We start from the raw sequence: 25,605 nt of genomic DNA on the forward strand, positions 1-25,605 counted from the left end.
TCTGGGGGATGGGATCACGGGGATTTCCTCTCCGCCGGGTGGGCGGCGCCCGGTCGGACACCGGGCGCCGCCCACCCGGTCTACGGGGTGGTGGTGCAGGTGATCGGGGACGGAACGGGGTTGGTGGTGCCGGTGTTGCTGCCGAGGAATCCGAAGGTGGTGGAAGCCCCGGACGACAGCGCGCCGTTGTAGCCGGCGTTCCCGACGGACACGGCGGTCCCGGACTGGGTGACGGCGCCGCCCCAGCTCTGGGTGACGACCTGCCCGGCGGTGTAGGACCAGCCGACCTTCCAGCCGGTGGTGGGGGTGGTCCCGGTGTTCTTGACGGTGACCTCGCCCTGGAAGCCGCCGCCCCACTGGCCGGTCACCTGGTAGGTGGCGGTGCAGCCGGCCGAGGTTCCGGTCGAGGTGCTGGGCGAGACGGTGACCGACGGCGGGATCGAGATCGACACGGAGGCCGACGGGTGCGGGCTCGCCGACGCGGACGACGACACCGACGGGGTCGGGCTGGCCGGGCCGCCCTGCCGGTCGGCGTAGAGGATGCCCCGGCCGTTGGTGCCCAGGTAGACCCGGCCGTAGATCCGCGGGTCACCGGCCAGAGCGTCGCCGGCGTTGCCGTACTGGTGCTTGTCGTCGTTGATCCGCACCCAGTAGGCGCCGGAGTTGTCGGACCGGAAGACCCCGTCGACGCCGTCGACCGTGCCGACCAGGAAGACGGCGGGCCGGGTGGCGCCCGGGGCGGCCTTGCCGAACGCCACGTTGACGCCCTCGGAGACCCCGCCGCCGACGGTGGTGAACGTCCTGCCGGAGTCGGTGGAGCGCAGCAGCCCGGTCTTGCCGGCCAGCCACACCTCGCCGGCCACGCCGGGCACCGCCTTCAGGTTGACCCGGCCGTCGGCGGGCATCGCGGCAGCCGACGCGGTGAACGTCACGCCGCCGTCCGTGCTCGTGTAGAACTTGCCGGCGGCGTACCCGTAGAAGGTCTTGGGGTTGACCCGGTCGCTCTCCACCTTGGCCCCGGCCGGGATGCCGGTGGCGGCGCTCCACGTGCTGCCGCGGGTGGTGGAGTAGTGCACGCCGACGCTGGCCGGCGACCAGACCACCGCGTTGGCGTCGGCGCCGACCGCGACGGTGCCGCCGCCGGTCACGCCGGACGGCTCCTGTCCCTGGTACCAGCTCTTGCCGCCGTCGTTGGAGACGCCGATGTGCGGGGCCGCGTCGCCGTTGCCGACCCGGACGAAGAACGACGGGCTGAGCTCGGCGAAGTCCAGGCCCGTGTTGCTGCCCAGGGCCGGGGTGTCGTGGAAGTTCGGCTGCACCGTGTCGAGATCGGCGTGGTAGAAGCCGCCGATGTCGCCCAGGGCGCTGACCAGGGGCGCGCCGGTGGGCGGGCTGGCGAGGTCGAGGACGGCGGTCTCCTCCAGGCCCTTCGCCGTCGGCTTGATGGTGACCGTGGTGTTGCTGTCCCAGTTGGTGAGGTTCGTGGTGCCGTAGAGGGTGGCGCCGGTGCCGTAGAAAAGCCGGTTGGAGTCGAACGGGTCGATCGCGAGGGACTCGTTCATCCAGCCGAGCTTCGGGCTCTCCTCGGGAAGCTGGGCGGTGCTGTTGAAGTCCAGCCACGGGTTCGCCGAGATGTCCAGCGTGTAGCGCTTGGTCCGGCTCGGGTAGCTGCTCCAGTCCCAGGCGCGGGTCCAGGTCGCCCCGTAGTCGGTGGAGCGGAAGAAGATCGCGTCCGGCCACCAGGAGATCTGCGTGGCGACCATCAGGGTGCCCGGCTTCTTCGCGTCGACGGTCAGGCCGGAGTAGCCGTAGTAGCGGTCGGCGACCGGGGTCGGCGAGATGTCGGTCCAGACGCCGGTGGTGGTGTCCAGGCGGGCGACCTGGCCGGCCGCGCCGTCGTACGGCCCGCCGGTGTCGCTGGTCGCGATGAACAGGTACTTGCCCTGGATCACGCCCTTGTGCGCGAGATATCCGGTGGGCTGCCCGGCGACCCGCTCCCACGTCGCCCCGGAGTCGAGCGACCGGTAGACCGGGTTCGCCTTGTCCGCCACCCCTACGTATACAGCCGGTGACGCAGGGTCGAAGGTGACCCATGTCAGACCTTGGTTCTGATTCAGATAGCCGTTCGGATCGGCAGGGTCGGCGACGTAGTTACCGGCGTTCGGGAAGTTGGCCACTTTTCCCCACGTGACGCCGTAGTCGGTGCTGCGCCAGAGCCCGTTTCCGCCCTCGGCGGCGAAATAGACGTTCCGGTTGTTCCGCGGGTCGACGGCGAGCCGCTCCCCCATCCCCCGGCCCGGCATGTTGCCGCCGACCTTGAACGGCAGGTACGTCCGTGACCAGGTGTTTCCCTTGTCGGTGGAGCGCAGGATGGCGCCGTTGTTCGGGTCCCAGCTGTTCGTGTACATGCCGACGGCGGCGTAGACCCGGGTGGTGTCGACCGGGTCGGCGGCGATGCTGAGGACACCGTTGTGTCCCCAGTCGTCCTGCCCGACCCAGTCCAGCAGCGGGGTCCAGCTCTGCGCCGACTGGCTCCAGCGGTAGGCGCCGCCGATGTCGGTACGGGCGTAGACGAGATCCTTCTCGCCCGGGTTGAAGACGACGCCGGGCACGAACCCGCCACCGTCAATGCGAACGTTCTTCCAGGTGTAGGGCTCTGCGGGGGCGGCGGCGGCACCCTGGGGACCGGAGGCTACGACGACCGCCGTCGCCGCGGTGACGAGCGCCGCGACGATGGCGAAGCCGGGGGACCTTCGCATGGGGGATGACCCTTTCATTGAAAGGCATGAGTGGGAGCGCTCCCAGAAGCGTCGGTCGCTGTCATCTTCATGTCAAGAGCCGGAAACTTCGCGGTGACTTCGGGCCGGTCGTTCACCTCGTCTGAACCAAAGCGACATTCGGTGACATTTAGTCGCTGGAAGGGCTGTGTATCATTCGGCCGGAACACGCAGGTCGGCACCATCCGAGGCGCCGGCCGGCCGGCCCGGACAGAGGCCGGTTGGGCCACGTTCCGAATACGTGGCGTAACCGCGGGTACGGCATAGCGGTGGAGGAGATTGCATGAAGGTTTGCGTTATCGGGACCGGCTATGTCGGCCTGACCACGGGCGTCAGCCTGGCCTTCCTCGGCCACGAGGTGACCTGTGTCGACCTCGACCAGGCCAAGGTCGACATGCTGCGCGGCGGCAAGTGCCCGATCTACGAGCCCGGGATGGAGGATCTGCTCGCCGAGGCGGCGCAGAACCTCACCTTCACCACCTCGTACGAGGAGGCGGTGCCCGGCGCCGACGTCGTGTTCGTGGCCGTGCAGACCCCGTCGGCCGAGGACGGAAGCCCCGACCTCCGGTACCTTCGCCGCGCCGCGGAGAGCGTCGCGCAGAGCCTGAACCACGAGTTCACCGTCGTGGTCAACAAGTCCACCGTGCCGATCGGCAGCGGCAACTGGGTCGACGCCATCCTGCGCGACTCGTTCGAGCAGCGCGACGAGCGGCCCGAGGGCGTCGAGTTCGCCGTCGCGTCCAACCCGGAGTTCCTCCGTGAGGGCAACGCGATCGCCGACACCCTCTACCCGGACCGGATCGTCATCGGCTCGGACAACCCGCGCAGCCTCGAGGTGCTCAACCGCCTCTACCGGCCGATCATCAACCAGACCTTCACCGCGCCGAGCTTCCTGCCCCGGCCGGAGGACGCCAACGCGGTCCCGCTGGTCTCCACCGACCTGGCGTCGGCCGAGCTGATCAAGTATGCGGCGAACGCGTTCCTGGCCCTGAAGATCAGCTACGCGAACGAGATCGGCCAGCTCGCCGCCAAGGTCGGCGCCGACATCACCGAGGTGGCCCGGGGCATGGGCCTGGACCAGCGGATCGGCTCGCGGTTCCTGCAGCCGGGCGTCGGCTGGGGCGGCTCCTGCTTCGGCAAGGACACCAAGGCGCTGATCGCGACCGCCTCGGAGTACAACCTCGACATGCCGATCGTGAAGGCGGCGCGCGAGGTCAACAGCCGGCAGCGGGCCATCGCCGTCGAGCGGCTGCAGGACGAGCTGCGCATCCTCAAGGGCCGCAAGATCGGCCTGCTCGGCCTGGCGTTCAAGCCGAACACCGACGACCTGCGCGACGCGCCCGCGCTGGACATCGCGAACTCGCTGATCGCCCGTGGCGCCCGGGTCAAGCTGCACGACCCGGTGGCCACCGGCCGGTTCCGCGTCGAGCAGCCGGAGCTGTCGGCGTACCTGAGCGACAGCATCGACGACGTGTTCACCGACTGCGACGCCGTCGTGCTGGTCACCGAGTGGGCGCAGTACCTGGAGCTGGACTGGTCGAAGTTCGTCGGCCTGATGCGCACCCCGATCCTGCTGGACGGCCGGCACGTGCTCGACGCCGACCGGATGCGGCGGCTCGGCTACCGATACGTGGCCGTATCCGGATAGAACGCACGTAGACGCGCGTCAACCGCCGCGGTGGCCTCGGGCCGCCGCGGCGGTTTCTTTTCCCGGGTTTACCGGGCGGGGTCAACTCGAACCCAACAAAACCGGCTCACACCATACGCGAGTGCCGTTTAGTCGGGACAAAGACGGGTAAAAACCCGCGCCGCGAGTCGCGTGGCGGTAGGCTCTTCCGCCAATCTCCTTAACCGGTTAAGGTGCCCGTGGGTCGCAGCGATATCGTTACCGACTCGATCGCGCTGAAATCATTGCGCAACTTGCTGGTTACCTCTTGACTGTTGGTCAAGAAGCGCTTCGGACGGCGGCGTCGCAAGACGCCGGAGGCGCTACATGACATAGGGAGCGGTATGTTCGTTCAACGTGGGAGTTCGCGATCGCGGGTCGTGCTCGCCGGTGCCCTCAGCGCGGGCCTGGTTCTCGGCCTGAGCGCCTGCGCGGACAGTAAGGACAGCGGCGGCACCGGCACGGTCCCCGCCTCGTCCCTGGGAGCCATCGACTGCTCGCCCTACACCGCCTTCGGCGACATCAAGGGCAAGGAAGTCTCGATCTACACGGGCATCGTGACCCCGGAAGACGCCCCGCAGAAGCAGTCCTACAAGCCCTTCGAGGACTGCACCGGCGTCACCATCAAGTACGAGGGTGACAAGGCCTTCGAGACCCAGGTCCTGATCCGGGCCGAGGCCGGCAACCCGCCGGACCTCGCCTACGTGCCGCAGCCGGGCCTGCTGCAGCGTCTCGTCGCCACCGGCAAGGCCAAGGAGGCCCCCGCCGAGACGGCCGCCCTCGTCGACAAAAACTTCGGCGCCGACTGGAAGGCGTACGGGACGGTCGACGGCAAGTTCTACGCCGCGCCGCTGGGCGCCAACGTGAAGTCGCTGGTCTGGTACTCCCCCAAGGAGTTCACCGACAACGGCTACACCGTGCCCACCACGCTCGCCGACCTCAAGACCCTGACCGACAAGATCGCCGCCACCGGCAAGAAGCCGTGGTGCGCGGGCATCTCCTCCGGTGAGGCGACCGGCTGGCCGATGACCGACTGGATGGAGGACTTCTACCTCCGTCTCAACGGTGTCGAGGCCTACGACAAGTGGGTCAAGCACGAGCTGCCGTTCAACAGCCCCGAGTCCACCAAGGCGCTCGACGCCGTCGGTGACTACCTGAAGAACGACAAGTACGTCAACGGCGGTCTCGGCGACGTCAAGAGCATCGCGAGCACCACGTTCCAGGACGCCGGCCTGCAGATCATCGAGGGCAACTGCTCGCTGCACCGCCAGGCCAGCTTCTACGCGGCCAACTTCGACAAGAACACCAAGGTGGCCGAGAACGGCGACGTCTACGCCTTCTACCTGCCGGGTGAGACCGCCGACAAGAAGCCGGTTCTCGGTGGTGGCGAGTTCGTCCTCGCGTTCGCGGACCGTCCCGAGGTGAAGGCCTTCCAGACCTTCCTCGCGACCGACACCTGGGCCAACGCCAAGGCGAAGGTCTCCTCCGGCTGGGTCAGCGCCAACAAGGGCCTCAAGGTCGAGAACCTGGTGAACCCGATCGACCAGCTGTCCGCCAAGATCCTTCAGGACCCGAACGCGCAGTTCCGCTTCGACGGCTCGGACATGATGCCCGCCGCGGTCGGCTCCAACGCGTTCTGGAAGCAGGCGACCAACTGGATCACCGGTCAGGACACCAAGACGACCCTCGACAACATCGAAGCCGCCTGGCCCAAGTGACCAGATAGCTGCACCGGGGCCGGTCGGGATATCGCCCGACCGGCCCTAGCAGTCTGATCACTTCTGTTCTTCACTTAAGACCTCACACCCCTCCGTACGCATTGGGGAGGAACGGGCCGCGTGTTCACCACCGCCACCACGACATCTCAGAAGATCCTGCAGATGGGCGCGGCGATCCTTCTGTTCGCCGCTGTCATCGGCCTGATCCTGTTCATCGCCGGCCGGTTCACCGGCAAGCGTGACCGCGCGGTCGCCGCGCTGTACCTGGCCCCGACCGTGCTGATGCTCAGCGTCGGGCTGCTCTACCCCGGTCTGCGGACCATCTACCAGTCGTTCTTCGACGCGTCGCTGAAGAACTTCATCGGGTTCGACAACTACGTGACGATCCTGAGCGACTCGGAACAGCTGACAGTGCTGCGGAACACGGCGTTCTGGGTGCTGGTCACCCCGTTCGTCGCCACCGGCGTCGGCCTGCTCTACGCCATCCTGGTCGACAAGGCCCGGATGGAGTCGTTCGCCAAGGCCCTGATCTTCCTGCCGATGTCGATCTCGTTCGTCGCGGCCGGCGTGATCTGGAAGTTCATGTACGAGTACCGGCCCAACCAGGGCACGGTGAAGCAGATCGGCTTCGTCAACCAGATCATCGTCTGGCTCGGCGGGGAGCCGCAGCAGCTTCTCATCGACTCGCCGCTGAACACGTTCCTGCTGATCGCCGTCATGGTGTGGATCCAGGCCGGGTTCGCGATGACCGTGCTGTCGGCGGCCATCAAGGCGATCCCGGACGACATCGTGGAGGCCGCCCGCCTCGACGGCGTCGGGCCGTGGGGCATGTTCCGCTTCGTGACCCTCCCGGCGATCCGCCCGGCGGTCATCGTCGTGGTCACCACCATCGCGATCGGCACGCTCAAGGTCTTCGACATCGTCCAGACCATGACCGGCGGCCGCTTCGACACCAGCGTCATCGCGAACGAGTTCTACAGCCAGACCTTCCGCAGCGACAACCGGGGCCTCGGCGCCGCGCTCGCGGTCGTGCTGTTCATCCTCGTCATCCCGATCGTCGTCTACAACATCCGCCAGCTTCGCCGATCGGAGGCGTGATGACCACCGCAGCACCTCTCACCACCACGCCGGTCTCGAAGGCGGAGACCAAGAAGCTGTCCGCGGCCGCCACCGCGAAGGCGAAACTGTCCTCGCCCTGGGCGTCCCTGGCCGCTGTCGTCCTGGCCGTGATCTGGACGATCCCGACGTTCGGGCTGCTCATCACCTCCTTCCGGACGACCGAGGACATCCGGCGTACGGGCTGGTGGACCACGTTCACCAACCCGCTGTTCACGCTCGACAACTACAAGGCGGTCCTCGACCCGGAGCAGGCCGGCGCGAACCTTCCGGACTCGTTCCTGAACTCGCTGGTCATGACGATCCCGTCGGTGCTCATCCCGCTGTGCCTGGCGTCGCTCGCGGCGTACGCGTTCGCGTGGATGAACTTCCCCGGCAAGAACTTCCTGTTCATCGCGATCTTCGCGTTGCAGATCGTCCCGCTGCAGGTCACCCTCCTGCCGCTGCTCCAGCTCTTCGTCTCGTGGGACATCGACGGCACGTTCTGGACCGTCTGGCTGTCGCACTCGACGTTCGCGCTGCCACTGGCGATCTACCTGCTGCACAACTTCATCAAAGAGGTGCCGTCCAGCCTGATCGAGGCGGCCCGGATCGACGGCGCGGGCCACGTGTCGATCTTCTTCCGGGTGCTGCTGCCGCTGCTCACCCCGGCACTGGCGGCGTTCGGCATCTTCCAGTTCCTGTGGGTGTGGAACGACCTGCTGGTCTCGCTGACGTTCGCCGGCTCCCCGGCGATCTCCCCGCTGACCGTGCAGCTGTCCAACCTCACCGGAACCCGCGGCACCGCCTGGTACCTGCTGTCCGCCGGAGCGTTCGTCTCGATCATCGTGCCGGTCACGGTGTTCCTGCTGCTCCAGCGGTACTTCGTCCGAGGCCTGCTGGCCGGCAGCGTCAAGGGCTGACCCCCGGCGTCATCGCTTCACGAAAGGCCGCATCCTCCGCGGAGGGTGCGGCCTTTTCCGCGCCTCACGGTCACCTCTCCTCACCCCGGCCCTCATCCGGTACGCCCGTGACCGCCCCCGACCGCAGCCGCCCCGTCCCGCCGTCCCCTCCTGGCCCGCACCCTTCACCACGCGCCGCCCCCACCGTCCGCGCCACCGCCCGGCACCGGATCCGGATGCCCTCCTGACCCGCACTCTCACCACGCGCCGCCCCCACCGCCCACGTCACCGCCCGGCACCGGATCCGGGTGCCCTCCGAACAGCTCGGGGCCTATCGCCCGGTATCGCTCTCATCGAGCCGGAGGCCCCGCCCTCACCGCGCCGAAGCACCCGCCCTCACCGCGCCGAAACCCCCGCCCTCACCGCGCCGAAGGCCCCAGGAGAGCCATGGCGGGGGTCGGGCGCAGTGACCGGTGTGTGATCAGCCAGCTGCCGGCCAGCAGGATCACCGGCAGCAGGTAGGCGGCGCCCACCGCGGCCGCGAGGCCGGGCCGCAGCGCCTGCCGGGACGCCTCGTCGAGGGCGAGCATCACCGGCACTCCCCCGCCATCGCCCGGCAGGGCCCGCGTGACCAGGACACTGAGCGTGACCGCGGTGACGGCGCCCGCGAGCGCGTTCGACAGTTGCACGATCAGCGCGAGCAGCGTGGTGCCGCGAGGTGTCTCGGCGTGATCCAGGTCCCGCAGCGCGACCGTCATCGTCGGCATCAGCGTCGCCCCCGAACCGGCGCTGACCAGCACGGTCGCCGCCATGATCCACGGGTAGCCGGCGTCGGTGACCGTCGCCGCCAGGAGCAGGGCGCCGCCGAGGGTGCCGGCCGCGGTTCCGGTGAGCACGATCCGCCGGGCCGGGTACCGGTCGACGAGCCGGGTCGCGACCTGCGCCACCATGCCGACCGCGACCGCCGACGGCACCCCGATCACCCCGACGAGCGACGCCGGATCGCCCCGCACGCCCTGCACGAAGAGCGGCAGCACCGCCATCGACCCGAAGTAGGCGGCCCCGAAGCAGATCAGCACCCCGGCGCCGGCCCGGACCGGCCGGTACCGTAGCAGCCGCAGATCGACGATCGGCTCGGCGATCCGGCGGGCCCTCCAGGCGAACCCGCCGAGCATCCCCAGCCCGGCAACGATCAGCACGAGCCCAGCCGCGAAGCCGGCGCTCTCCGGCCGGTCCACCAGCGTGGCGCCGAGAACCACCGTCACCGCACCGCCGGAGATCAGCACCAGGCCACCCCAGTCCGGCCGGCCGTCGGCGCCACGGTCGCGCACCCGCGACAGCGCCGAGAACCGGCCGGGCCGGAACCGGACCGCGCGGGACAGGACGGGACCCGGTTCCGCACCGGCCGGGCCGGGCGCGGGATCGCGGGACAGGACGGTGCCCGATGTTGCACCGGCCGGGCCTGTCGCGGGATCGCGGGGCAGGACGCGGGCGCAGACCAGGGCAGCGAGCAGGCCGAGAGGCACATTGAGCAGGAAGATCCAGCGCCAGGACGCGGTGTCGATCAGCCAGCCGGCCAGCAGGGGGCCCAGCACCGGGCCGATCACCAGCGGCAGGACGAGCAGGCTCATCAGGCGGCCGCGGGCCTCCCGTGGGGCCGCCCGCAAGCCGATGGCCTGGCCGACCGGGTTCAGCAGGCCGCCGCCGAGGCCCTGCATCACCCGGAAGACGGCCAGTGACGTCACGTCCCCGGCGAGCCCGGTCGCTGCGGAGAACACGGTGAACACGAGCAGCGCCGCGAGGTAGACACGGCGGGCCCCGAACCGGCCCGAGAGCCACCCGGCCAGCGGGATCACCGCGACCAGGCCGAGCAGGTAGCCGGCGGTCGCCCACTGCGCGGCCGGCAGCGACGCGTGCAGGCCGGACACGATCGCGGCCAGGGCCACCGCGGTGACGGTCGTGTCGATCACGACCATCAGGCCGCCCAGGGCGAGCGCCAGTCCGATCGCTCGCACCCGCCGGTCCAGCGGCGCCCGGCGCGCCCCCGCGGCGCCGGGCACATCACCGGCAGACGAGACCGGGCCGGACGAAGAACCGGCGGGCAAGACCGGGCCGGACGAAGAACCGGCAGATGAGGCAGGGCCGGACGAAGAACCGGCAGACGAGACCGGGCCGGACGAAGAACCGGCGGACAAGACCGGGCCGGACGAAGAAGCGGCAGATGAGGCAGGGCCGGGCGGGGAGGCGGCGGTCATCGGGCGTAGGGGCGTTCGGTTCGGGCGGTGCGTAGCAGGCCCGCCCACCAGGTGAGCTCGTGCAGCGCGGCGTCGAAGGCGTCGGTGACGTCGGTGGGCGCGGTGTAGCCGGCGGGGCTGAGGTCGGCCCACGGGCGGGGCAGGCCGACGACCCTGCGGGTGGTGACGACGTGCAGCTCGGCCAGGACGCCGCGCAGGTGCTCGGTGGCGAGCAGCCCGCCGTGCACGCCGTAGGACAGGACCGTGGCCGGTTTGAACATCCACTCCCGGTAGTGCCAGTCGATCAGGCGCTTCAGGCCGGCCGGGTAGCTGTGGTTGTACTCGGGCGTCACGAACAGGAACGCGTCGGCCGCCTCCAGCCGCGACGACACCGGTGTCCCGGCGCTGGCACCGGGCCGCAGCAGCTCGTCGGAGGGCAGCTCGGTCTCGGCGCAGTCGATCAGGTCGGCCTCGGCGCCGGGTGACGCGGCGGCCCGGAAGGCGGCCCATTCGGCGAGGGTGCGGCCCATCCGGTGGTCACGGACGCTGGCGGCGATCACCGCGATGCGCAGCGGTTCGGCGGACGGGCCGCCGGTGGGGACGGTGGGCGGGTCGGCGTACGACGTCTCGGTCATGGGTTTCAGGCTCGGCCTTCAACATTGGTTGAAGTCAAGCGCATGATGGGGGCATGACCGTTGAGACTTCCGGGGCTTACACGTTGACCGTCGGCGAGGTGGCCGCCGCCGGTGGGGTCGCCGCTTCGGCGGTGCGGTTCTACGAGCAGCACGGGGTGATCCACGCCGAGCGCACCGCCGGTGACCAGCGCCGGTTCGACGACAGCGCGGCCTGCCGGATCCGGGTGGCCAAGGTCGCGCAGCGGGTCGGGCTCACCGTGCGGGAGATCGCGGAGATCTTCGACCGTCTGCCGGAGCAGCCGCGACCGGAGGATTGGGGCCAGGTCGCCGAGACGCTGATCCGGGAGGCCGAGGAGCGCACGGCCGCACTGCGCTCCTACCTTTCCCAGTTGCGCTCGGGAGGGCGTCTTTGTGAGATGTAGCGCGCGACTGCCGTACCGCTGAATGTGCTCTGAGGGTGCCGGCCTCGGCGTAGGCCGAGGCCGGCATGGTGTTACGGCTGGCTGCGCGGGCTGTCCGGAGCCAGGGTGTCGATGAACTCGTGCGGGCTGTGCAGGTCGGTGGTGCGCCGGGCCTGATCGGCCTCGGCCTTGCGGGTGGCGGCCAGGCCGGCCGCGTCGACGCCGGGGACCGAGGCGACCGTGTAGTAGGCCTTTTCGGACAGGGCGTACGCGGCGCGGTAGTCATGGGCGGCGAACGCCTTGGACGCGCCGCCGAGCAGGACGTCGGCGGCCTTGAGCGCGAGCTTGCCCTTGCCGGCCGGGACCTTGGCGGCCAGCCGGTTCGCGGCCTCCCAGTAGGCGGCGGTGAGGAACCGGTCGCTGTTGTCCCGGTCGAACTGGCTGAAGTCCCAGTTGACGTCGATGTAGCTCATCATCGAGTTGTTCTCGTCGCCGGCGTTGGCGAAGTAGAACTCGTTACCGGGGCCGTAGTCCACACCGGTGGCGCTGTCGTAGCCGTCGTGCGGGTGGCTCATGCCCAGGTGGTGGCCGACCTCGTGGATCTGTGTGGTGGTCAGGCCGTACCCGGCGGCGACCACCTCCGGCGAGACGAACGAGAACACGTAGCTCTGGGTGCCGGTGACGTAGTCGTCGTCGGCGACACCGAGGCCCGGCGTCGGGACGCCCTCGCCGACGGCGTAGTTGAACAGCGGGATCTCGTAGTCGACCTTGCCCTGATCGTCGAGGGCGCGGGCCAGGTTCTCCTTGTTGTACAGGTACAGGTTGGCGAACGCCGGGAAGCCGGTCTCCGGGTAGCAGGACTCCTCGGTGACGACCGCGCCCAGGTAGCAGGCCTCGGCCTTGGCGTCGTACGGCAGATCCTGCGTGTCGTAGGAGAACTTGTTGCGCCAGCGCAGCTCGGACAGCTCGGCCTTGAGCAGCGACGGGGTGGTGTACGCCTCGGACGCGTTGACACCGGGCCAGCCCTCGTACGTGTTGTCGTCGATGTTCAGCGTCTTCGGCGGCTCGGCCGAGGGCAGCTCCACGGGGTAGAGCGGCGACGACGTGAACAGCAGGTTCAGCGCCACGTAGCGGGTGATCTTGCCGAGGTCGCCGGCGAGCGCCGACGGGGCACGGTAGCCGCCCGCGGTGTACTCCCAGGTCGGCGGCATCCGGTAGTCCTCGACGCCGTCGCCGTCGAGGTCACGGTTGTCGACGTCGTAGTTGCTGGTCCACGACTCGGGACCGGCCGACAAGTCGTGGAACCAGACGCGGCGGGTGCTGCCGAGGCCGGTCTCCTCGTCGTCGGCGGTCGTGCCGCCCCAGGCGATGATCTTGCGGCTGGCCCGGTTGGCGCCGAAGTCGTAGCCGGTGTCCGGGTCCGGCTCGCCGATCTTCGTGTAGACGTGGTGCTTGAAGTCGGCCCGGCCGTACCAGTTGATGAAGAAGACCGTGTTGCGGCGCGTGTCCACGCCGGCCGGCGCGTTGAAGGCCAGCCACTTCTCCACGCTCGGCGCGTCGATGAAGTTGTTGTTCGCGATGTCCAGGACGTTGTTCTCCTGGTCGTTGTACGCCTGCTGGAACGTCGTCAGGTCGGCCGGCTTCGCGAGCTTGGTCAGCTGGCGGAAGAACCTGTCCTCGTACTTCCGGTCGGCGTAGGTGAGCTTGTAGTCGTACTTGTAGGTGATGCCGAGCTTCTCGGTGACGCCGTAGTTGAGGCGGGACCGGACCACCGGCTCGTATCCGCCGGCCAGCTCGCCGAGGAACGCCTTCTTCCCCACCTGCTGCGGCTCGTAGCCGATGAACACCACGTTGACCGGCACCTTCTCGACGAGGCGCGGCTGGCCGCCCGGCTTCAGATAGCCGTACGACGACCCGGCGGCCGCGGCGGATCCGGCGGGTCCCACCGAGGCTCCGACCAGGACCGCGACGGCCGCCACGGTGAAAGATCTTCTCCATCCCATGTGGTGACACGCTGCCATCAACGCAGGCCGATGGGAACCCCCGTCGATGCGACTTTGACTATCCTGTCGCGCATGTCATCGCCTGCACTCCGGATTCGACGACTCCGCAAGACCTTCGGAAGCTTCCGGGCGGTGGACAACCTGGACCTCACCGTGGCGCCGGGCACCTTCCACGGCATCGTCGGGCCCAACGGCGCGGGCAAGTCGACCACCATCGGCATGGCCGTCGGCCTGGTCGTCCCGGACGCCGGGGCGATCAGCGTCCTCGGCCACGACGCGATCCGCGACCGGGCGTCGGCACGGGCCGTCACCGGGGTCCTGCCCGACGGCCTCGACCTGCCGGAACGGCTCACCGGCGCGGAGCTCCTGCGGTACAGCGCCGGCCTGCGCGGACTGTCGCGTGCCGCCGCTGCCGAACGGGCCGGCGAGCTCATCGAGGTCCTCGGCATCACCAAGGCTGCCGCCACCCCGCTCGCCGACTGCTCCACCGGCAACCGCAAGAAGGTCGGTCTCGCCCAGGCGCTGCTGCACGCGCCCCGGCTGCTGGTGCTCGACGAGCCGTTCGAGGCCGTCGACCCGGTGTCCGCGGCGAGCATCCGGCGGGTGCTGCGGCGGTTCGTCGACGGCGGCGGCACCGTCGTACTGTCCACCCACTCGATGCTGCTGGTCGAGCAGATGTGCGACGACGTGACAGTCATCCACCAGGGCCGGGTCGTCGCGGCGGGCGCCGTCGCCGAGGTCGCCGGCGGCATCCCCCTGGAGGACCGGTTCGTCGAGCTCGTCGGCGCCGAGACCGGTGGCGGCGACGGCCTGGCGTGGCTCGTCCGATGAGCGCCGTTCTCACTCCGGCGCGGATGCGGGCCACCATGTTCCAGCGCTCGCTGCGCGAGCATCCCGGTCCGGCGGTGGCCGCGCTCACCGGTCTGCTCACGGCCGGGTGGCTCATCAGATATGGGGTGTACGGGAACCCGCACACCCTGTCCATCCTGGCCGGGACCTGGGTGCTCGGGTGGATCGTGCTGCCGCTCATGCTCGGTGGGGGCCGCGGCCGGGTCCGCCCGTCGCATCTGCGCCTGGAGCCGGTCGGCAGTGTCCCCGCCGCGGCCGGCCTGCTGCTCGCCTCGGCCGTCGGCATCGGGCCGCTGGTGTCGCTGGTCGCGCTCGCGTCCTTGCCGGTGCACGCCGCCCGCTACGGGTTCCGGGGTGTGCTGGCCGCCGGGGCCGGGGCGCTGCTGCTGTGGCTGACCGGTCTGATCGGTTCGGCGTTCGCCCTCGAGACCATCGGGCACGCGGGCGGCCCGGTCGGCGCGATCCTCACCGGCGTGTTCACCGGCGCCGTGATGGGTGTCCTGGGATCGGTGTGGGCGGTCGCCTCGTGGATCACGGCGCTGCTCGCGGGGCCGCCGCCACACGTCGTGCGGTGGCTGCCGTGGTTCCCGGGAAGCTGGCCCCTGTCCGCTGCCACCGGTTCCCCGCTCCGCACGGCGGCGTTGCTCGGTGGTCTTGTCGCGATCGTCGTGGGGTTCGCGCTGGCGTACCTCCTGCTGGTCCGCCGTTCCCTGGTGACCGGCGCGTCCTGGCGTCCCCGTCGTGCCCCGGTCTCGCCCACGCCATCCCCCTCGCCCTCGCCCGCTCGGACCGGGGGACGGCGGCTCGCCGGCGGCTGGTGGGGGCCGGGTCCGGTGTGGGCGGTCACCGGCCGGGAGCTGCGCACGTGGGGGCGGCACCCGCTCCGGTTGCAGTACCTGGCGTTCGCCGTCATCTACGGCGCCCTGCTGGCCGGGCTGCCGATGGTCGCGGACGCGAACCTGCTGGTCCCGTGGGCCGGTGTCTTCACCGCGTTGTGGGCCGCCGCGATGTCGGCCGGCCTGGTCGGGCTGGACGGCACCGCGTTGTGGATGCCGTTCACCACTCCGGACGGCGAACGGGCCGAGGTCCGCGGACGGGCACTCGCCTGGCTGCTGCTGGTCGCGCCGATCGCGCTGGCGCTCACCGTCGCCGGGATCCTGCTGACGCCGGAGGTCGACCCGCTGCCCGCGATCGCGGTGCTGCCGGCGGTGCTGGGAGCGGGCGCGACCGTACCCGTGTGGGTGTCGTTGTTGCGGGTCCGCCCCGTGCCCGACCCGCGGCATCCGACGTCCGCGGACAACCCGACCGACATCATCAGCGTGCTGGTCGCCTCCGCCGCCGGCCTGCTCGCCGCGGCCGCACCGATGGCCCTGATCATCTGGGGTCCGGACGGCCTGCGGTGGCCGGCCCCGGTGCTGGGCCTCGCCGCCGGCGCCGCGATGTGGGCCGGCGGCGCCTGGCTGGCCGACGATCGGCTGGCCACCCGCGGCGCCGAGGTGCTGACCGCGGCCGGCCGGCGGACCCGTCCCCCGGAGACCCCGATCCCGCTGACGTGGGACGCCGCCTGGTACCGCGAGAACCGGGCCACCGCCTGGGCCCTGATCCTGCTGATGGCCGGCTGGATCCCGGTGATTCCGCAAGGCCTGATGGTGCTGGTCCTCGACATCCGGGGCGGCTGGATCGTGGCATCCCACTTCACCGGCGCCACCCGAACCGGAACCGCGGTCGCGATGGTCGCCCTCGGCGGCGCCGTCCTGCTGACCGGCCTGGTCCTCTGGGGCCGCCGCCCCCGGCCCACCGCCTAGAAACCGACGGCGCCCGTCCGCTACGACAGGCCGGACCGGAATCCTGATCCGGCCTGGACGGTGGACGCCGGGCGCGATGGACGCCCTTCACCACCGGTGGATCGAGACCGCATTTCAGGAGGGTGGGGGCGGGGTGCGGCGGGCGGCCAGGATCTCGGCGCCCGGGCCCGTCAGCCGGGGCAGGGCGATCAGGCGGCCGGTCGCGACCAGCAGCAGGGCCGCGATCGGGCCGCGCGCCTCGGGGCCCTCGCCGTGGGACCACGTCACATCGGTCGCGGTCAGCCGTACGCCGGAGGTGGCCCGGACCGACGGAGGCGGTGGCGGGAATCGCATGGTGAGCACGCGGCGGGTGGCTGCGGCGGCCGCCTCCGGCGGCATCGGATGATCCAGACCGAGGGGTACGGCGATGTCCTGCCCGTGGACCAGCAGGTCGATGAGCGTCTCCATCGGGGTGACGCCGATGTTGTGACGGCGCAGGGCGGCGGTGTCGCGGATGTTCGTGACGAGCTGCTCCGGGCTCCACGCGGTGGCCCGGCGGCGTGCCGCGTCCTGAATGGTGGCGTCCATGCCGCCGCGCCAGTGCCGCAGCATGCCGGCCAGCTCGCGGAACCCGATCTGCTGCAGGGTGAGGTGGCCGGCGACGTCGCGGACCGTCCACCCCGCGCAGAGCGACGGCTGGTCCCACTGGTCGTCACGCAGCGAGTCGAGCATTGCGGCGACGGCGATCCGCTGCCGGTGGATCTCGGGCCAGGGATTCATGTCCGTCACCTCTTCGATTGGCTGGCTCCGGCGTGCCGGGACAGCTCCGGGAGCCGGCCGGACACTCAGTGGACGGGGGCGCCCAGCACGGCGGTGGTCAGGGCCCGGAACTGGGCGGACGGGTCGGCTGGGCGGTGTCGCTGGTGCCCGGCGGGGGCGGATCGCCGGAGACGGCGGAGAGCCGCGCCGCTGACGGAGCGGCCCCCAGCCCGGCCGGGACCGCCGGTTCAGCTCTTGCGCTGGCCGTGGCCGCCGTAGTCGTCGCCACCCTGCGCGTAGTCGTTGTGGCCGCCACCGGAGAAGCCGCCGCCGTAGGACCCGCCCTTGCCGTGCTTGCCGCCGTGGTGGTGGTCCCAGCCGTAGTAGACCTTGAGCGCCCAGTCCCCACTGTGGAACCCGCGGTAGACCTTGAAGCAGCTGTACCGTTCCCACCGGTTCTTCCACTGGCCGATCCGGCCGATCCGGTGGCAGGTCTGCGGGCTGTTGTAGAAGCCGTAGATCCGGTCGCGGCGCTGGTGGTCCTTCTGCTGGGTGGCGGCGGGCCGGGCGCCGGGCGCCGATGACGCGGTCGCGGGGCCGGCGGCGACCGTCACGCCGGCGGTGACGGCGACGCCGGTCATGACGAGCGCGCGGGTCATCTTGTTCATACGATCACCGATTCCATAAGAAAGGGTAATTTCTGGACAAGATGGATCGTAGAAACGAGGCGACCCCGGACCGCCGGAGACGCGCGCCCCGAAAGTATGAACTCCCCCAGCTCAGCTGCGGGAGTTCATACTTTCAGCCGGTAAGATGCTCGGCCGATCAGACAGCGATCTTGGTACGAGCCGACGGCCGCAGGTAGACGGCCCAGGTGATCACCACGCAGAGGGCGTAGAAGCCGATGAACGCCATGTACGCCGCGTCCGCGTCCTTGTAGGTCAGGAACGACTGCCGGAACGCCAGGTTGACCAGCACCCCGCCGACCGCGCCGATCGCTCCGGCGATGCCGATGACCGCGCCGGAGATCCGCCGGGCCCGGTGCTCGTCACCCGCGTACTTCTGCTTGAAGATCGCCGGGATCATCTTGTAGGTCGAGCCGTTGCCCAGTCCGCTGAGGATGAACAGGGTGATGAACCCGACCAGGTAGAGCGGCAGCGACCGCTGCTGGGCCGCGAAGAGCACGATCGACGCGCCGGCCGCCATCGCGATGAAGTTGATGAAGGTGACCTTGGAGCCGCCGAACCGGTCGGCCAGCGCCCCGCCGAAGGGCCGGATCAGCGAGCCGAGCAGCGGGCCGATGAAGGTCAGGTAGGCGGCCTTGACCGGGGTGTTGAAGGTGTCCGCGAACTGCACCTGCAGCACCTGGCCGAACGCGAACCCGAACCCGATGAACGACCCGAACGTGCCGATGTAGAGCACCGACATGATCCAGGTGTGGCCCTCCTTGGCGGCGTCGCGCATGCCGCGCTTCTCGTTGCGGGCCTGGGTCAGGTTGTCCATGTAGAACGCCGAGCCGACCGCGGCGATCACGATCAGCGGGATGTAGACGCCGGCGACCAGGCCGGGGCTGCCGGCCCCGGCGGTGGCGAGCACCAGCAGGCCGACCAGCTGCACCGCGGGGACGCCGATGTTGCCGCCGCCGGCGTTGATGCCGAGCGCCCAGCCCTTGAGCCGGTCCGGGTAGAACGCGTTGATGTTGGCCATCGACGAGGCGAAGTTGCCGCCACCGACGCCGGCGAGCGCGGCCAGGATCAGCAGGGTCGAGTACTCGACGCCCGGCTTGACCAGGAAGGCCGCCGTGATCGACGGGATGAGCAGCAGCGACGCGCTGATGATGGTCCAGTTGCGGCCGCCGAAACGGGCGACGGCGAAGGTGTACGGGATCCGCAGCGCCGCTCCGACCAGCGTCGGCACGGCGGTGAGCAGGAACTTCTGTGCCGGGTCGAAGCCGTAGGCGGGGCCGAGGAACAGCACCATGACCGACCAGAGCGACCACACCGAGAAGCCGATGTGCTCGGAGAAGATCGAGAAGATCAGGTTCCGCTTGGCGATCTGCTTGCCGCCGTTGTCCCAGAACGCGGGGTCCTCGGGCCGCCACTCGTCGATCCAGTGGCCCTTCAGCGTCTTCGCCGCCGGCCGTTCGGGAGAAATAGTAGGAAGTGTCGCAGTCATTGTCAGTCTCCCAGAATGATGTGACCGTCATCGACCCGGACCGGGTAGACGCTGATCGGGGGCTGTCCGGACTGGGAACACCCGGTGGCGAGGTCCCATGCGTACAGGTGCAAGGGGCAGACGACAACACGGTTGTCGATCTGACCGTCCGCGAGCGGGCCGCCCTTGTGGGGGCAGACCGCCGACACCGCGCGAAGGGAGCCGTCGCGGAGGCGGAAGACTGCGATCATGTCGGACCCGACGGCGTAGGTGCGTCCCTCGCCGAACGGGATCTCGTCGATGGGGCCGAGAACGGTCTCGGCGATGGGGGCGATGGTCATGAGCGCACCGGAACCTGAGGGAGAACGGTCAGGGGAAGAGAAGTGCGGAACTGGCCGGGCGTCGCCGGGACGGCACGCTCCTTCCAGGGGTCCTTGTACGACTGGACGGCCTCTTCGACGGCGGCGTCCAGGGCTTCGGCGATGCCGTCGGTGTCCTCGACGACGATCTCGCGGATCCGCTCGATGCCGATCCGGGGCACGAACGCGTAGGTGCGCTCCAGCCAGTTCGCGTTCTCGCGGTAGTACTGCAGGAAACGACCGGTCAGGCGGATCACCTCCTCCGCGGAGCCGACCGTGCAGAGCAGGTCGCCCTTGCGGATGTGGGCGCCGGCGGCGCCGCCGACATAGATCTCCCACTTGCCGCCGTCGATCGCGACGACACCGAGATCCTTGACGTACGCCTCAGCGCAGTTGCGCGGGCAGCCGGTGACCGCGAGCTTCATCTTGCCCGGGCCCTCGAGACCCTGGTAACGCTCCTCGATCGCGATGCCGAGCGCAGTCGAGTCGCCGACACCGAACCGGCAGAAGTCGGAGCCGACACACGTCTTGACGGTGCGGAAGCTCTTCGCGTAGGCGTACCCCGACGGCATGTCGAGATCCGCCCACATGGCCGGCAGCTGCTCCTTCGGGATGCCGAGCAGGTCGATCCGCTGGCCGCCGGTGAGCTTCACCATCGGCACGTTGTACTTCTCGGCGACCTCGGCGATGCGCTTCAGCTCGGCCGGGGTGGTGACGCCGCCCTTCATCTGCGGGACCACCGAGAACGTGCCGTCCTTCTGGATGTTGCCGTGCACCCGGTCGTTGATGAAGCGGGCGTCGCGCTCGTCGACGTACTGGTCGGCCCACATCATCTTGAGCAGCGAGGCCAGGCCCATCTTGCTCTTGGCGTCGTGCTCGCCGCCGGGCACCAGCTTGTCGAAGACCGCCGAGACGCTCTTCAGCTCGTGGGTGCGGATCGCGGCCATCAGCTCCGGCTTGGGCATCGGCACGCCCGGGACGTACCACGACGCGGCCGGGTCCTCCTCGGCCTCGCCGCCGGCCGCCCACTCGACGATCCGCTGCACCAGTGGTTTGCAGGTGCCGCAGCCCTTGCCCGCACGGGTCTTGTCCATCACGCCGGAGACCGTCTTGCAGCCCGCGTTGACGACACCGCAGATGGCGCCCTTGCTGACGCCGTTGCAGTTGCAGACCTGCGCGTCGTCCGACATGTCCTCCGGCTTGACCTCACCGGCCGGGCCGCCGATGTCGAAGAGCATCTCGGCCCGCTCCTCCGGCAGGGCCTGAGCGCGGTCGAACGACTGGATCAGGCTGGCGGCCTTGCTGTTGTCGCCGACCAGGATCGCGCCGGCCAGCACCCCGTCACGGATGATCAGCTGCTTGTAGACGCCCTTCTTCGGCTCGCTGTAGACGATCACCTCGTCGTCGTCGGTCTCCGGGGCGATCAGGCCCATCGAGGCGACGTCGATGCCGGCGACCTTGAGCTTGGTGGAGAGCTTCGAGCCGGTGTAGGCGGCCGCCGTGTCGCGGCCGGTGATGTGGTCGGCGAGCACCTTCGCCTGGTCCCACAGGGGCGCGACCAGGCCGTACAGGTTGCCGCGGTGCTGGGCGCACTCGCCGACCGAGTAGATGTCGTCCTCGTCCTGCACCCGCATCTGATCGTCGACCACGATGCCGCGCTCGACGGGCAGCCCGCTGTCCGCGGCGACCTGGGTGTTCGGCCGGATGCCGGCGGCGATCACCACCACGTCGCAGGGGATCACCGTGCCGTCGGCCAGCTTGACCCCGGTCACCCGGTCCTTGCCGAGGATCTCGGTCGTCATCGCTTTGGTGATCACCTTGATGCCGAGCTTGTTCTCGACGCTGGCCTGCAGCATGTGGCCGGCCTTCTCGTCGAGCTGCCGCTCCATCAGGTGGCCGGCGGCGTGCAGCAGGGTCACATCGCTCAGGTGGTTCTGCAGGCCGCGAGCCGCCTCCAGACCGAGCAGGCCGCCGCCGATCACGACCGCGCGCTCGTGATCCCGGGCGTACCGGATCATGCCGCGCGTGTCGTCGAGCGTCCGGAACGCGAAGACGCCCTGGTGGAAGCCCCGCTTCGGGTTGTGGACGTTCTTCATCGGCGGCGTCCAGGAGCTGGAGCCGGTCGCGATGATCAGCTTGTCGTACGGCGTGGCGGTGCCGTCCGTGGCGTACACCTTCTTGGCGAACCTGTCGATCCGCTCGATCTTCACGCCCGCGTTGAGGGTGATGTTGTTGTCGGCGTACCAGCTCAGGTCGTTGAGGTAGATCCCGGCCTCGTCCTCCACCCCGGCGAGCAGGTTGGACAGCATGATCCGGTTGTAGTTGCCGTAGGGCTCGTCACCGAACATCGTGATGGAGAAGTCACCGCCACGGGCGAGGATCTCCTCGACCGTGCGGGCCCCGGCCATGCCGTTGCCGATAACCACAAGTCGCTGCGTCATCAGATCTCCACCAGTCCGAGGTCCACGATCACGGTTCCGTTCAGTCCGGCCGGCGCGGCGAGCCACAGCTCCACCGTGGTGCCACCGGCGAGGTCCTCCAGCACCCGCAGCGGCACGTGGACGTCGCTCTTGGCGCCGACCGGGAAGTACCGCATGGGTGCTCCGTCGCGCACCAGCACGACGCAGATCAGTTCGTCGCTGGCGTTGCCGCCGCGGAAGTAGACAGCCTGACCGGTGTTGCCGGCCGGCACCGTCCAGCTGAGCGAGGCGCCGAGCGGGGCCGGCTCGTCGAGCCCCTTGCCCTCGAAAGCGAACACGCCCTGCAGAAAGCGAGGTGTGGAGTACATGGTCAGAAGCTCCCGTCTTCGGCTTTGGACAGGGCGATCGCGCACACCTTGAAGGCGGGCATCTTCGAGTGGGGGTCCAGCGCCGGGTTGGTCAGCGCGTTCGCGCCCGGCCAGTGGAACGGCGCGAACACCGTGTCCGGCCGGATCCCGTCACTGAGCCGGGCCCGCAACGTCGCGGCGCCCCGGCGGCTGCGCAGCTCGACCAGGTCACCGTCGGCGATCCCGTGCCGGCGGGCCAGGTCGGGATGGATCTCGGCACGCGGTTCGGGCAGCGCCACGGTGAGCGCCCGTACCCGCCGGGTCTGGTTGCCGCTCTGGTACTGCTGCATGTTGCGGCCGGTCGTCAGCACGTACGGAAAACTCCCGTCGGGAACCTCGGCCGGATCGCGGTGATCGACCCGGATGAAACGCGCCCGGCCGGAGGCCGTCGGGAACGTCTCCGCGAACAGCCGTTTCGTGCCCGGATGGGTCTCGTCCGGGCAGGGCCAGAAGACGCCCTGCTCGTCGTCGATCCGCTCGTAGCTGATGCCGGCGTAGTCGGCGATCCCGCCGGAACTGGCCCGGCGCAGCTCCTCGAACACCGCACGCGGCTCGTCGGTGAAGAACTCACCGCGGCCCAGCTGCCCGGCGAGCTCGGTGAGCACCGTCAAATCGCTCTTGACCAGCGGCGGAGGCGGCAACGCCATCTTCCGGCGGATCACCCGGCCCTCGAGGTTGGTCATCGTGCCCTCCTCCTCCGCCCATTGGGCGGTCGGCAGGACGACGTCGGCGAGGGCGGCGGTCTCCGACAGGAAGATGTCGGAGACGACCAGAAAATCAAGATCCTTGAGCTTCTGTACGACGTTGGCGCTGTGCGGGGCGGACACGACGAGGTTGCTGGCCAGGACCCAGAGGACGCGGACGCCCCCGTCGGTGCCGAGACGATCGATCATCTCGTACGCGGAGACGCCCGGCCGGGGAAGCTCGTCCGGGTCGATCCCCCACACCGCGGCCACGTGAGCGCGCGCCGCCGGGTCGTCGAGGCGGCGGTAACCGGGCAGCTGGTCGGCCTTCTGCCCGTGCTCGCGCCCGCCCTGGCCGTTGCCCTGGCCGGTGATCGTGCCGTACCCGGAGAACGGCCGGCCGACCAGGCCCAGCGCGAGCGCCAGGTTGATCCACGCCTGCGCGGTGTCGGTGCCGTTGCTGTGCTGCTCGGCGCCGCGCGCGGTGAGGATCATGCTCGGGCCCTCGGTGGCGAGCAGCCGCACCGTCTCGCGCAGCTGCGCCTCCGGGACGCCGGTCATCCGCTCCACGCGCTCCGGCCAGTAGGAATTCGTCGCCGTTCGGACGGCGGCGAAACCCTCGGTCCGTTCCTCGATGTACTTCTCGTCGACCCAGCCCTCGCGGATCGCGATGTGCAGCATCCCGTTCGCCAGCGCCAGGTCGGTGCCGGGCAGCGGCTGCAGGTGCAGGTGGGCGCCGTTGGCCGTGTTGGTGCGGCGCGGGTCGACCACGATGTGTTTCGCGCCGTTGGCCCGGCCCGCGTCCAGGTACTGCATGGACGGCGGCATCGCGTCGGCCGGGTTCGCGCCGACCAGCAGCACCGTCCGCGCCTCGGCCACGTCGGCCAGCGGGAACGGCAGGCCCCGGTCGATGCCGAGCGCCCGGTTCGCCGCGGTCGCCGCACTCGACATGCAGAACCGGCCGTTGTAGTCGATCGCCGACGACCGCAGCGCCACCCGCACGAACTTGCCGAGCGCGTACGCCTTCTCGTTGGTCAGCCCGCCACCGCCGAAAGCGCCGGCACTGTCCGGGCCGAACTCGTCCTGGCTGGTGCGGATCGCGGTCACGATCCGCTCGTACGCCTCCTCCCAGGACGCCTCCCGCAAGGGAGAGTCCCGGTTGCCGGGCTCCTTCCGGACCAGCGGCGTCAGCAGCCGGTCCGTGTGGTCCAGCAGGTCCGCCGCCGTGAAGCCCTTGGCGCACAGGCCGCCCCGGTTGACCGGGAACTCGGCCGGCTCGAGCCGGACACCCGGCATCCCCAGTCGCGTGGGAAGCTCGGGCGTCAGCGTCATCCCGCACTGCAGGGCGCAGTACGGGCAATGCGTCTGGGTCGCCGTCACAACCACGATGTTTTCGGCTCGCCGTTAACCCTTACGACGCCTCGCGGTGACACTGTTGTTCAGGAATCCCTACAACCGCTCCGCCACAGTTGTGACTACAAACCGCTACCGGCGGTTGTGAGGACTGCGCTGTCGAACCGACCCAGAACCAGGTCGGCGACCTGCGCGTCGTGGCACAGCGGAGGGGTCACCGCGTCGGCGCCGGCGCTGTGCAGGGTGCGGTAGAAGAGCCCCTCGGCCAGCAGATAGGCGGCGACGGCGACGGTCCGGGCGCCCTCGGCCCGCAACCGCGCCACCACATCGGCGACCCGCGGCCCGCTGCCGGACGTGTACCCGAGCTCGACCCGGCCCGGCAGCCCGGCGGCCACCTCACGGATCCCCCGCACCCACAGCGGATCCGACGACCCGGCGGACGCGAGCACGATCGCGTCCGCGTGGCCGGGCACGTTACGGCGCAGGCTCTCCAGGAAGACGTCATCCGGCCCGAGCGGCGCGGTGACCGGAAACCCGGTCCCGGCAACCGCTTCGGCGATGTCCACCCGAACGTGATACCCGGCGGACAGCAGAAGCGGAACGACGACCGCGCCCGGCTGCCCGCCCTGCTCACCGTTGCCGGGTTGTGCCCTCCGCTCGTCGAGCGCCCCCGGCTCCCCGCCCGGCTCACCGTTGCCGGCCAGTGCCCGCCGCTCGTCGAGCGCCCCCGGCTCCCCGCCCTGCTCACCGTTGCCGGCCTGTGCCCGCCGCTCGTCGAGCACCGTGGCCACGACGTCGGCGACCTTGGGTTCCTGCACGTCGACGTAGCAGAGGCGGACGTCGAGGCCGGGTCGGCGGCGGGCCACCGCGGCGGCCAGCTCCTGGATCTGCCGGCGGCCGGCGGGCGAGCGGGTGCCGTGGGCTACGGCGATCAGGGTGGGGTACTCGCTCATGGGACATCTCCTCAAGGCATCGCAGTTGGGGAGCGGCCCGGCATCGCATCAGGCTCGCGGTTGGGCAGCGGCCCGGCATCGCACCAGGCACGCGGTTGGGCAGCGGCCCGGCATCGCACCAGGCACGCGGTTCGATACGGCCGTGACGGTCACCGGAGAACTGTTCTGATGACCGCGTCAGCCGTTGACGTTTCGATGTCTGCGCTGGCGGCCCGGCATGAACATCGGGCGCTCCCAGCTACCCGGCCTCGTCGCCGGATCCAAGCCGGCCAAACAACAGCCAGCTCGTCGTGCTCGTTTAAACGTCTCGCTCGTGTTGACGTCTCGCTCGTGTTGACGCGTTGTTCGCGTTGACGTCTCGCTCGTGTTGACGCGTTGCTCGTGTTGACGCGTTGCTCGTGTTGACGTCCCGCTCGTGTTGACGCGTTGCTCGTGTTGACGTCTCGCTCGTGT

The 25,605-nt window shown here is 70.0% G+C and carries 19 protein-coding genes; 7 read left to right on the top strand and 12 right to left on the bottom strand.

Going from position 1 to position 25,605, the window contains the following annotated elements:
* Positions 1–80 precede the first annotated feature (80 nt).
* Positions 81–2,759, bottom strand: a complete 2,679-nt coding sequence (locus BM290_RS20220) for a cellulose-binding domain-containing protein (RefSeq protein ID WP_093616294.1) — start codon at positions 2,757–2,759, stop codon at positions 81–83.
* A 301-nt stretch (positions 2,760–3,060) separates the two neighbouring features.
* Here BM290_RS20220 and BM290_RS20225 point away from each other — a divergent pair, with 301 nt between their 5' ends.
* The 4 genes from BM290_RS20225 (at position 3,061) to BM290_RS20240 (ending at position 8,179) form a co-directional block, all read left to right on the top strand.
* On the top strand, positions 3,061–4,425 hold the full coding sequence (locus BM290_RS20225; RefSeq protein WP_093616296.1) for a UDP-glucose dehydrogenase family protein: 1,365 nt from the start codon (positions 3,061–3,063) through the stop codon (positions 4,423–4,425).
* Between the two features lie 362 nt (positions 4,426–4,787).
* Entirely contained in the window at positions 4,788–6,161 is a 1,374-nt protein-coding gene (locus BM290_RS20230) for an ABC transporter substrate-binding protein (RefSeq protein WP_093616298.1), read from the top strand.
* Positions 6,162–6,281: 120 nt separating this feature from the next.
* Positions 6,282–7,259 (top strand): carbohydrate ABC transporter permease, encoded by a 978-nt coding sequence (locus BM290_RS20235; RefSeq protein ID WP_093616300.1) that lies wholly within the window; start codon positions 6,282–6,284, stop codon positions 7,257–7,259.
* On the top strand, positions 7,259–8,179 hold the full coding sequence (locus BM290_RS20240; protein WP_093616302.1) for a carbohydrate ABC transporter permease: 921 nt from the start codon (positions 7,259–7,261) through the stop codon (positions 8,177–8,179). The genes BM290_RS20235 and BM290_RS20240 overlap by 1 nt, the downstream gene beginning before the upstream one ends.
* A gap of 398 nt (positions 8,180–8,577) precedes the next feature.
* Here the strand turns inward: BM290_RS20240 and BM290_RS20245 are convergent, their stop codons facing one another.
* Together BM290_RS20245 and BM290_RS20250 are read right to left on the bottom strand one after the other, a co-directional pair.
* Positions 8,578–10,173 carry an MFS transporter gene (locus tag BM290_RS20245; protein WP_143133849.1) on the bottom strand — a complete coding sequence of 532 codons (1,596 nt, stop codon included), beginning with the start codon at positions 10,171–10,173 and terminating at the stop codon, positions 8,578–8,580.
* A gap of 236 nt (positions 10,174–10,409) precedes the next feature.
* Positions 10,410–11,027: an NADPH-dependent FMN reductase gene (locus tag BM290_RS20250; protein ID WP_093616306.1), complete on the bottom strand. Its 618-nt coding sequence runs from the start codon at positions 11,025–11,027 to the stop codon at positions 10,410–10,412.
* Positions 11,028–11,080: 53 nt separating this feature from the next.
* On the opposite strand from BM290_RS20250, the gene BM290_RS20255 reads away from it, so the two are divergent.
* Positions 11,081–11,449, top strand: coding sequence for a MerR family transcriptional regulator (locus BM290_RS20255; protein WP_093616308.1), 369 nt, complete (start codon positions 11,081–11,083; stop codon positions 11,447–11,449).
* A 71-nt stretch (positions 11,450–11,520) separates the two neighbouring features.
* Here the strand turns inward: BM290_RS20255 and BM290_RS20260 are convergent, their stop codons facing one another.
* Positions 11,521–13,407 (bottom strand): zinc metalloprotease, encoded by a 1,887-nt coding sequence (locus tag BM290_RS20260; RefSeq protein WP_093616310.1) that lies wholly within the window; start codon positions 13,405–13,407, stop codon positions 11,521–11,523.
* A 96-nt stretch (positions 13,408–13,503) separates the two neighbouring features.
* On the opposite strand from BM290_RS20260, the gene BM290_RS20265 reads away from it, so the two are divergent.
* Positions 13,504–14,262: an ABC transporter ATP-binding protein gene (locus BM290_RS20265; protein WP_093616312.1), complete on the top strand. Its 759-nt coding sequence runs from the start codon at positions 13,504–13,506 to the stop codon at positions 14,260–14,262.
* Complete coding sequence (locus BM290_RS20270; RefSeq protein ID WP_143133850.1) at positions 14,259–16,085, top strand: hypothetical protein; 1,827 nt, start codon at positions 14,259–14,261, stop codon at positions 16,083–16,085. The genes BM290_RS20265 and BM290_RS20270 overlap by 4 nt, the downstream gene beginning before the upstream one ends.
* Before the next feature lie 114 nt (positions 16,086–16,199).
* Here the strand turns inward: BM290_RS20270 and BM290_RS20275 are convergent, their stop codons facing one another.
* From BM290_RS20275 to BM290_RS20310, 8 genes are all read right to left on the bottom strand, one after another.
* Complete coding sequence (locus tag BM290_RS20275; RefSeq protein WP_093616316.1) at positions 16,200–16,844, bottom strand: maleylpyruvate isomerase family mycothiol-dependent enzyme; 645 nt, start codon at positions 16,842–16,844, stop codon at positions 16,200–16,202.
* 227 nt (positions 16,845–17,071) lie between these two features.
* Positions 17,072–17,491, bottom strand: a complete 420-nt coding sequence (locus tag BM290_RS20280; protein WP_093616318.1) for a hypothetical protein — start codon at positions 17,489–17,491, stop codon at positions 17,072–17,074.
* 157 nt (positions 17,492–17,648) lie between these two features.
* Positions 17,649–18,998, bottom strand: a complete 1,350-nt coding sequence (locus tag BM290_RS20285; RefSeq protein WP_093616320.1) for a nitrate/nitrite transporter — start codon at positions 18,996–18,998, stop codon at positions 17,649–17,651.
* A 2-nt stretch (positions 18,999–19,000) separates the two neighbouring features.
* A complete protein-coding gene (locus tag BM290_RS20290; RefSeq protein WP_093616322.1) occupies positions 19,001–19,318 on the bottom strand; it encodes a Rieske (2Fe-2S) protein in 318 nt (105 codons plus the stop codon).
* Positions 19,315–21,777 carry a nitrite reductase large subunit NirB gene (nirB, locus tag BM290_RS20295; protein WP_093616324.1) on the bottom strand — a complete coding sequence of 821 codons (2,463 nt, stop codon included), beginning with the start codon at positions 21,775–21,777 and terminating at the stop codon, positions 19,315–19,317. Before nirB ends, BM290_RS20290 begins: the two co-directional genes overlap by 4 nt.
* On the bottom strand, positions 21,777–22,124 hold the full coding sequence (locus tag BM290_RS20300) for a molybdopterin oxidoreductase (RefSeq protein ID WP_093616326.1): 348 nt from the start codon (positions 22,122–22,124) through the stop codon (positions 21,777–21,779). The genes nirB and BM290_RS20300 overlap by 1 nt, the downstream gene beginning before the upstream one ends.
* A gap of 2 nt (positions 22,125–22,126) precedes the next feature.
* A complete protein-coding gene (locus BM290_RS20305) occupies positions 22,127–24,226 on the bottom strand; it encodes a molybdopterin oxidoreductase family protein (RefSeq protein WP_093616328.1) in 2,100 nt (699 codons plus the stop codon).
* Positions 24,227–24,321: 95 nt separating this feature from the next.
* Positions 24,322–25,152, bottom strand: coding sequence for a sirohydrochlorin chelatase (locus BM290_RS20310; RefSeq protein WP_239143611.1), 831 nt, complete (start codon positions 25,150–25,152; stop codon positions 24,322–24,324).
* Positions 25,153–25,605: the final 453 nt, after the last annotated feature.

Origin of the sequence: Actinoplanes philippinensis (assembly GCF_900113015.1) — a bacterium.
GTDB lineage: Bacteria > Actinomycetota > Actinomycetes > Mycobacteriales > Micromonosporaceae > Actinoplanes > Actinoplanes philippinensis.

What these genes read in the sequence shown, in the direction of transcription:
- BM290_RS20265 (WP_093616312.1), top strand. Translation starts at nt 13,504, where the DNA reads ATGTCATCGCCTGCACTCCGGATTCGACGACTCCGCAAGACCTTCGGA.
- BM290_RS20225 (WP_093616296.1), top strand. Translation starts at nt 3,061, where the DNA reads ATGAAGGTTTGCGTTATCGGGACCGGCTATGTCGGCCTGACCACGGGC.
- BM290_RS20250 (WP_093616306.1), bottom strand. Translation starts at nt 11,027, where the DNA reads ATGACCGAGACGTCGTACGCCGACCCGCCCACCGTCCCCACCGGCGGC.
- BM290_RS20255 (WP_093616308.1), top strand. Translation starts at nt 11,081, where the DNA reads ATGACCGTTGAGACTTCCGGGGCTTACACGTTGACCGTCGGCGAGGTG.
- BM290_RS20220 (WP_093616294.1), bottom strand. Translation starts at nt 2,759, where the DNA reads ATGCGAAGGTCCCCCGGCTTCGCCATCGTCGCGGCGCTCGTCACCGCG.
- BM290_RS20230 (WP_093616298.1), top strand. Translation starts at nt 4,788, where the DNA reads ATGTTCGTTCAACGTGGGAGTTCGCGATCGCGGGTCGTGCTCGCCGGT.
- BM290_RS20240 (WP_093616302.1), top strand. Translation starts at nt 7,259, where the DNA reads ATGACCACCGCAGCACCTCTCACCACCACGCCGGTCTCGAAGGCGGAG.
- BM290_RS20285 (WP_093616320.1), bottom strand. Translation starts at nt 18,998, where the DNA reads ATGACTGCGACACTTCCTACTATTTCTCCCGAACGGCCGGCGGCGAAG.
- BM290_RS20300 (WP_093616326.1), bottom strand. Translation starts at nt 22,124, where the DNA reads ATGTACTCCACACCTCGCTTTCTGCAGGGCGTGTTCGCTTTCGAGGGC.
- BM290_RS20290 (WP_093616322.1), bottom strand. Translation starts at nt 19,318, where the DNA reads ATGACCATCGCCCCCATCGCCGAGACCGTTCTCGGCCCCATCGACGAG.
- BM290_RS20275 (WP_093616316.1), bottom strand. Translation starts at nt 16,844, where the DNA reads ATGAATCCCTGGCCCGAGATCCACCGGCAGCGGATCGCCGTCGCCGCA.
- BM290_RS20270 (WP_143133850.1), top strand. Translation starts at nt 14,259, where the DNA reads ATGAGCGCCGTTCTCACTCCGGCGCGGATGCGGGCCACCATGTTCCAG.
- BM290_RS20280 (WP_093616318.1), bottom strand. Translation starts at nt 17,491, where the DNA reads ATGAACAAGATGACCCGCGCGCTCGTCATGACCGGCGTCGCCGTCACC.
- nirB (WP_093616324.1), bottom strand. Translation starts at nt 21,777, where the DNA reads ATGACGCAGCGACTTGTGGTTATCGGCAACGGCATGGCCGGGGCCCGC.
- BM290_RS20310 (WP_239143611.1), bottom strand. Translation starts at nt 25,152, where the DNA reads ATGAGCGAGTACCCCACCCTGATCGCCGTAGCCCACGGCACCCGCTCG.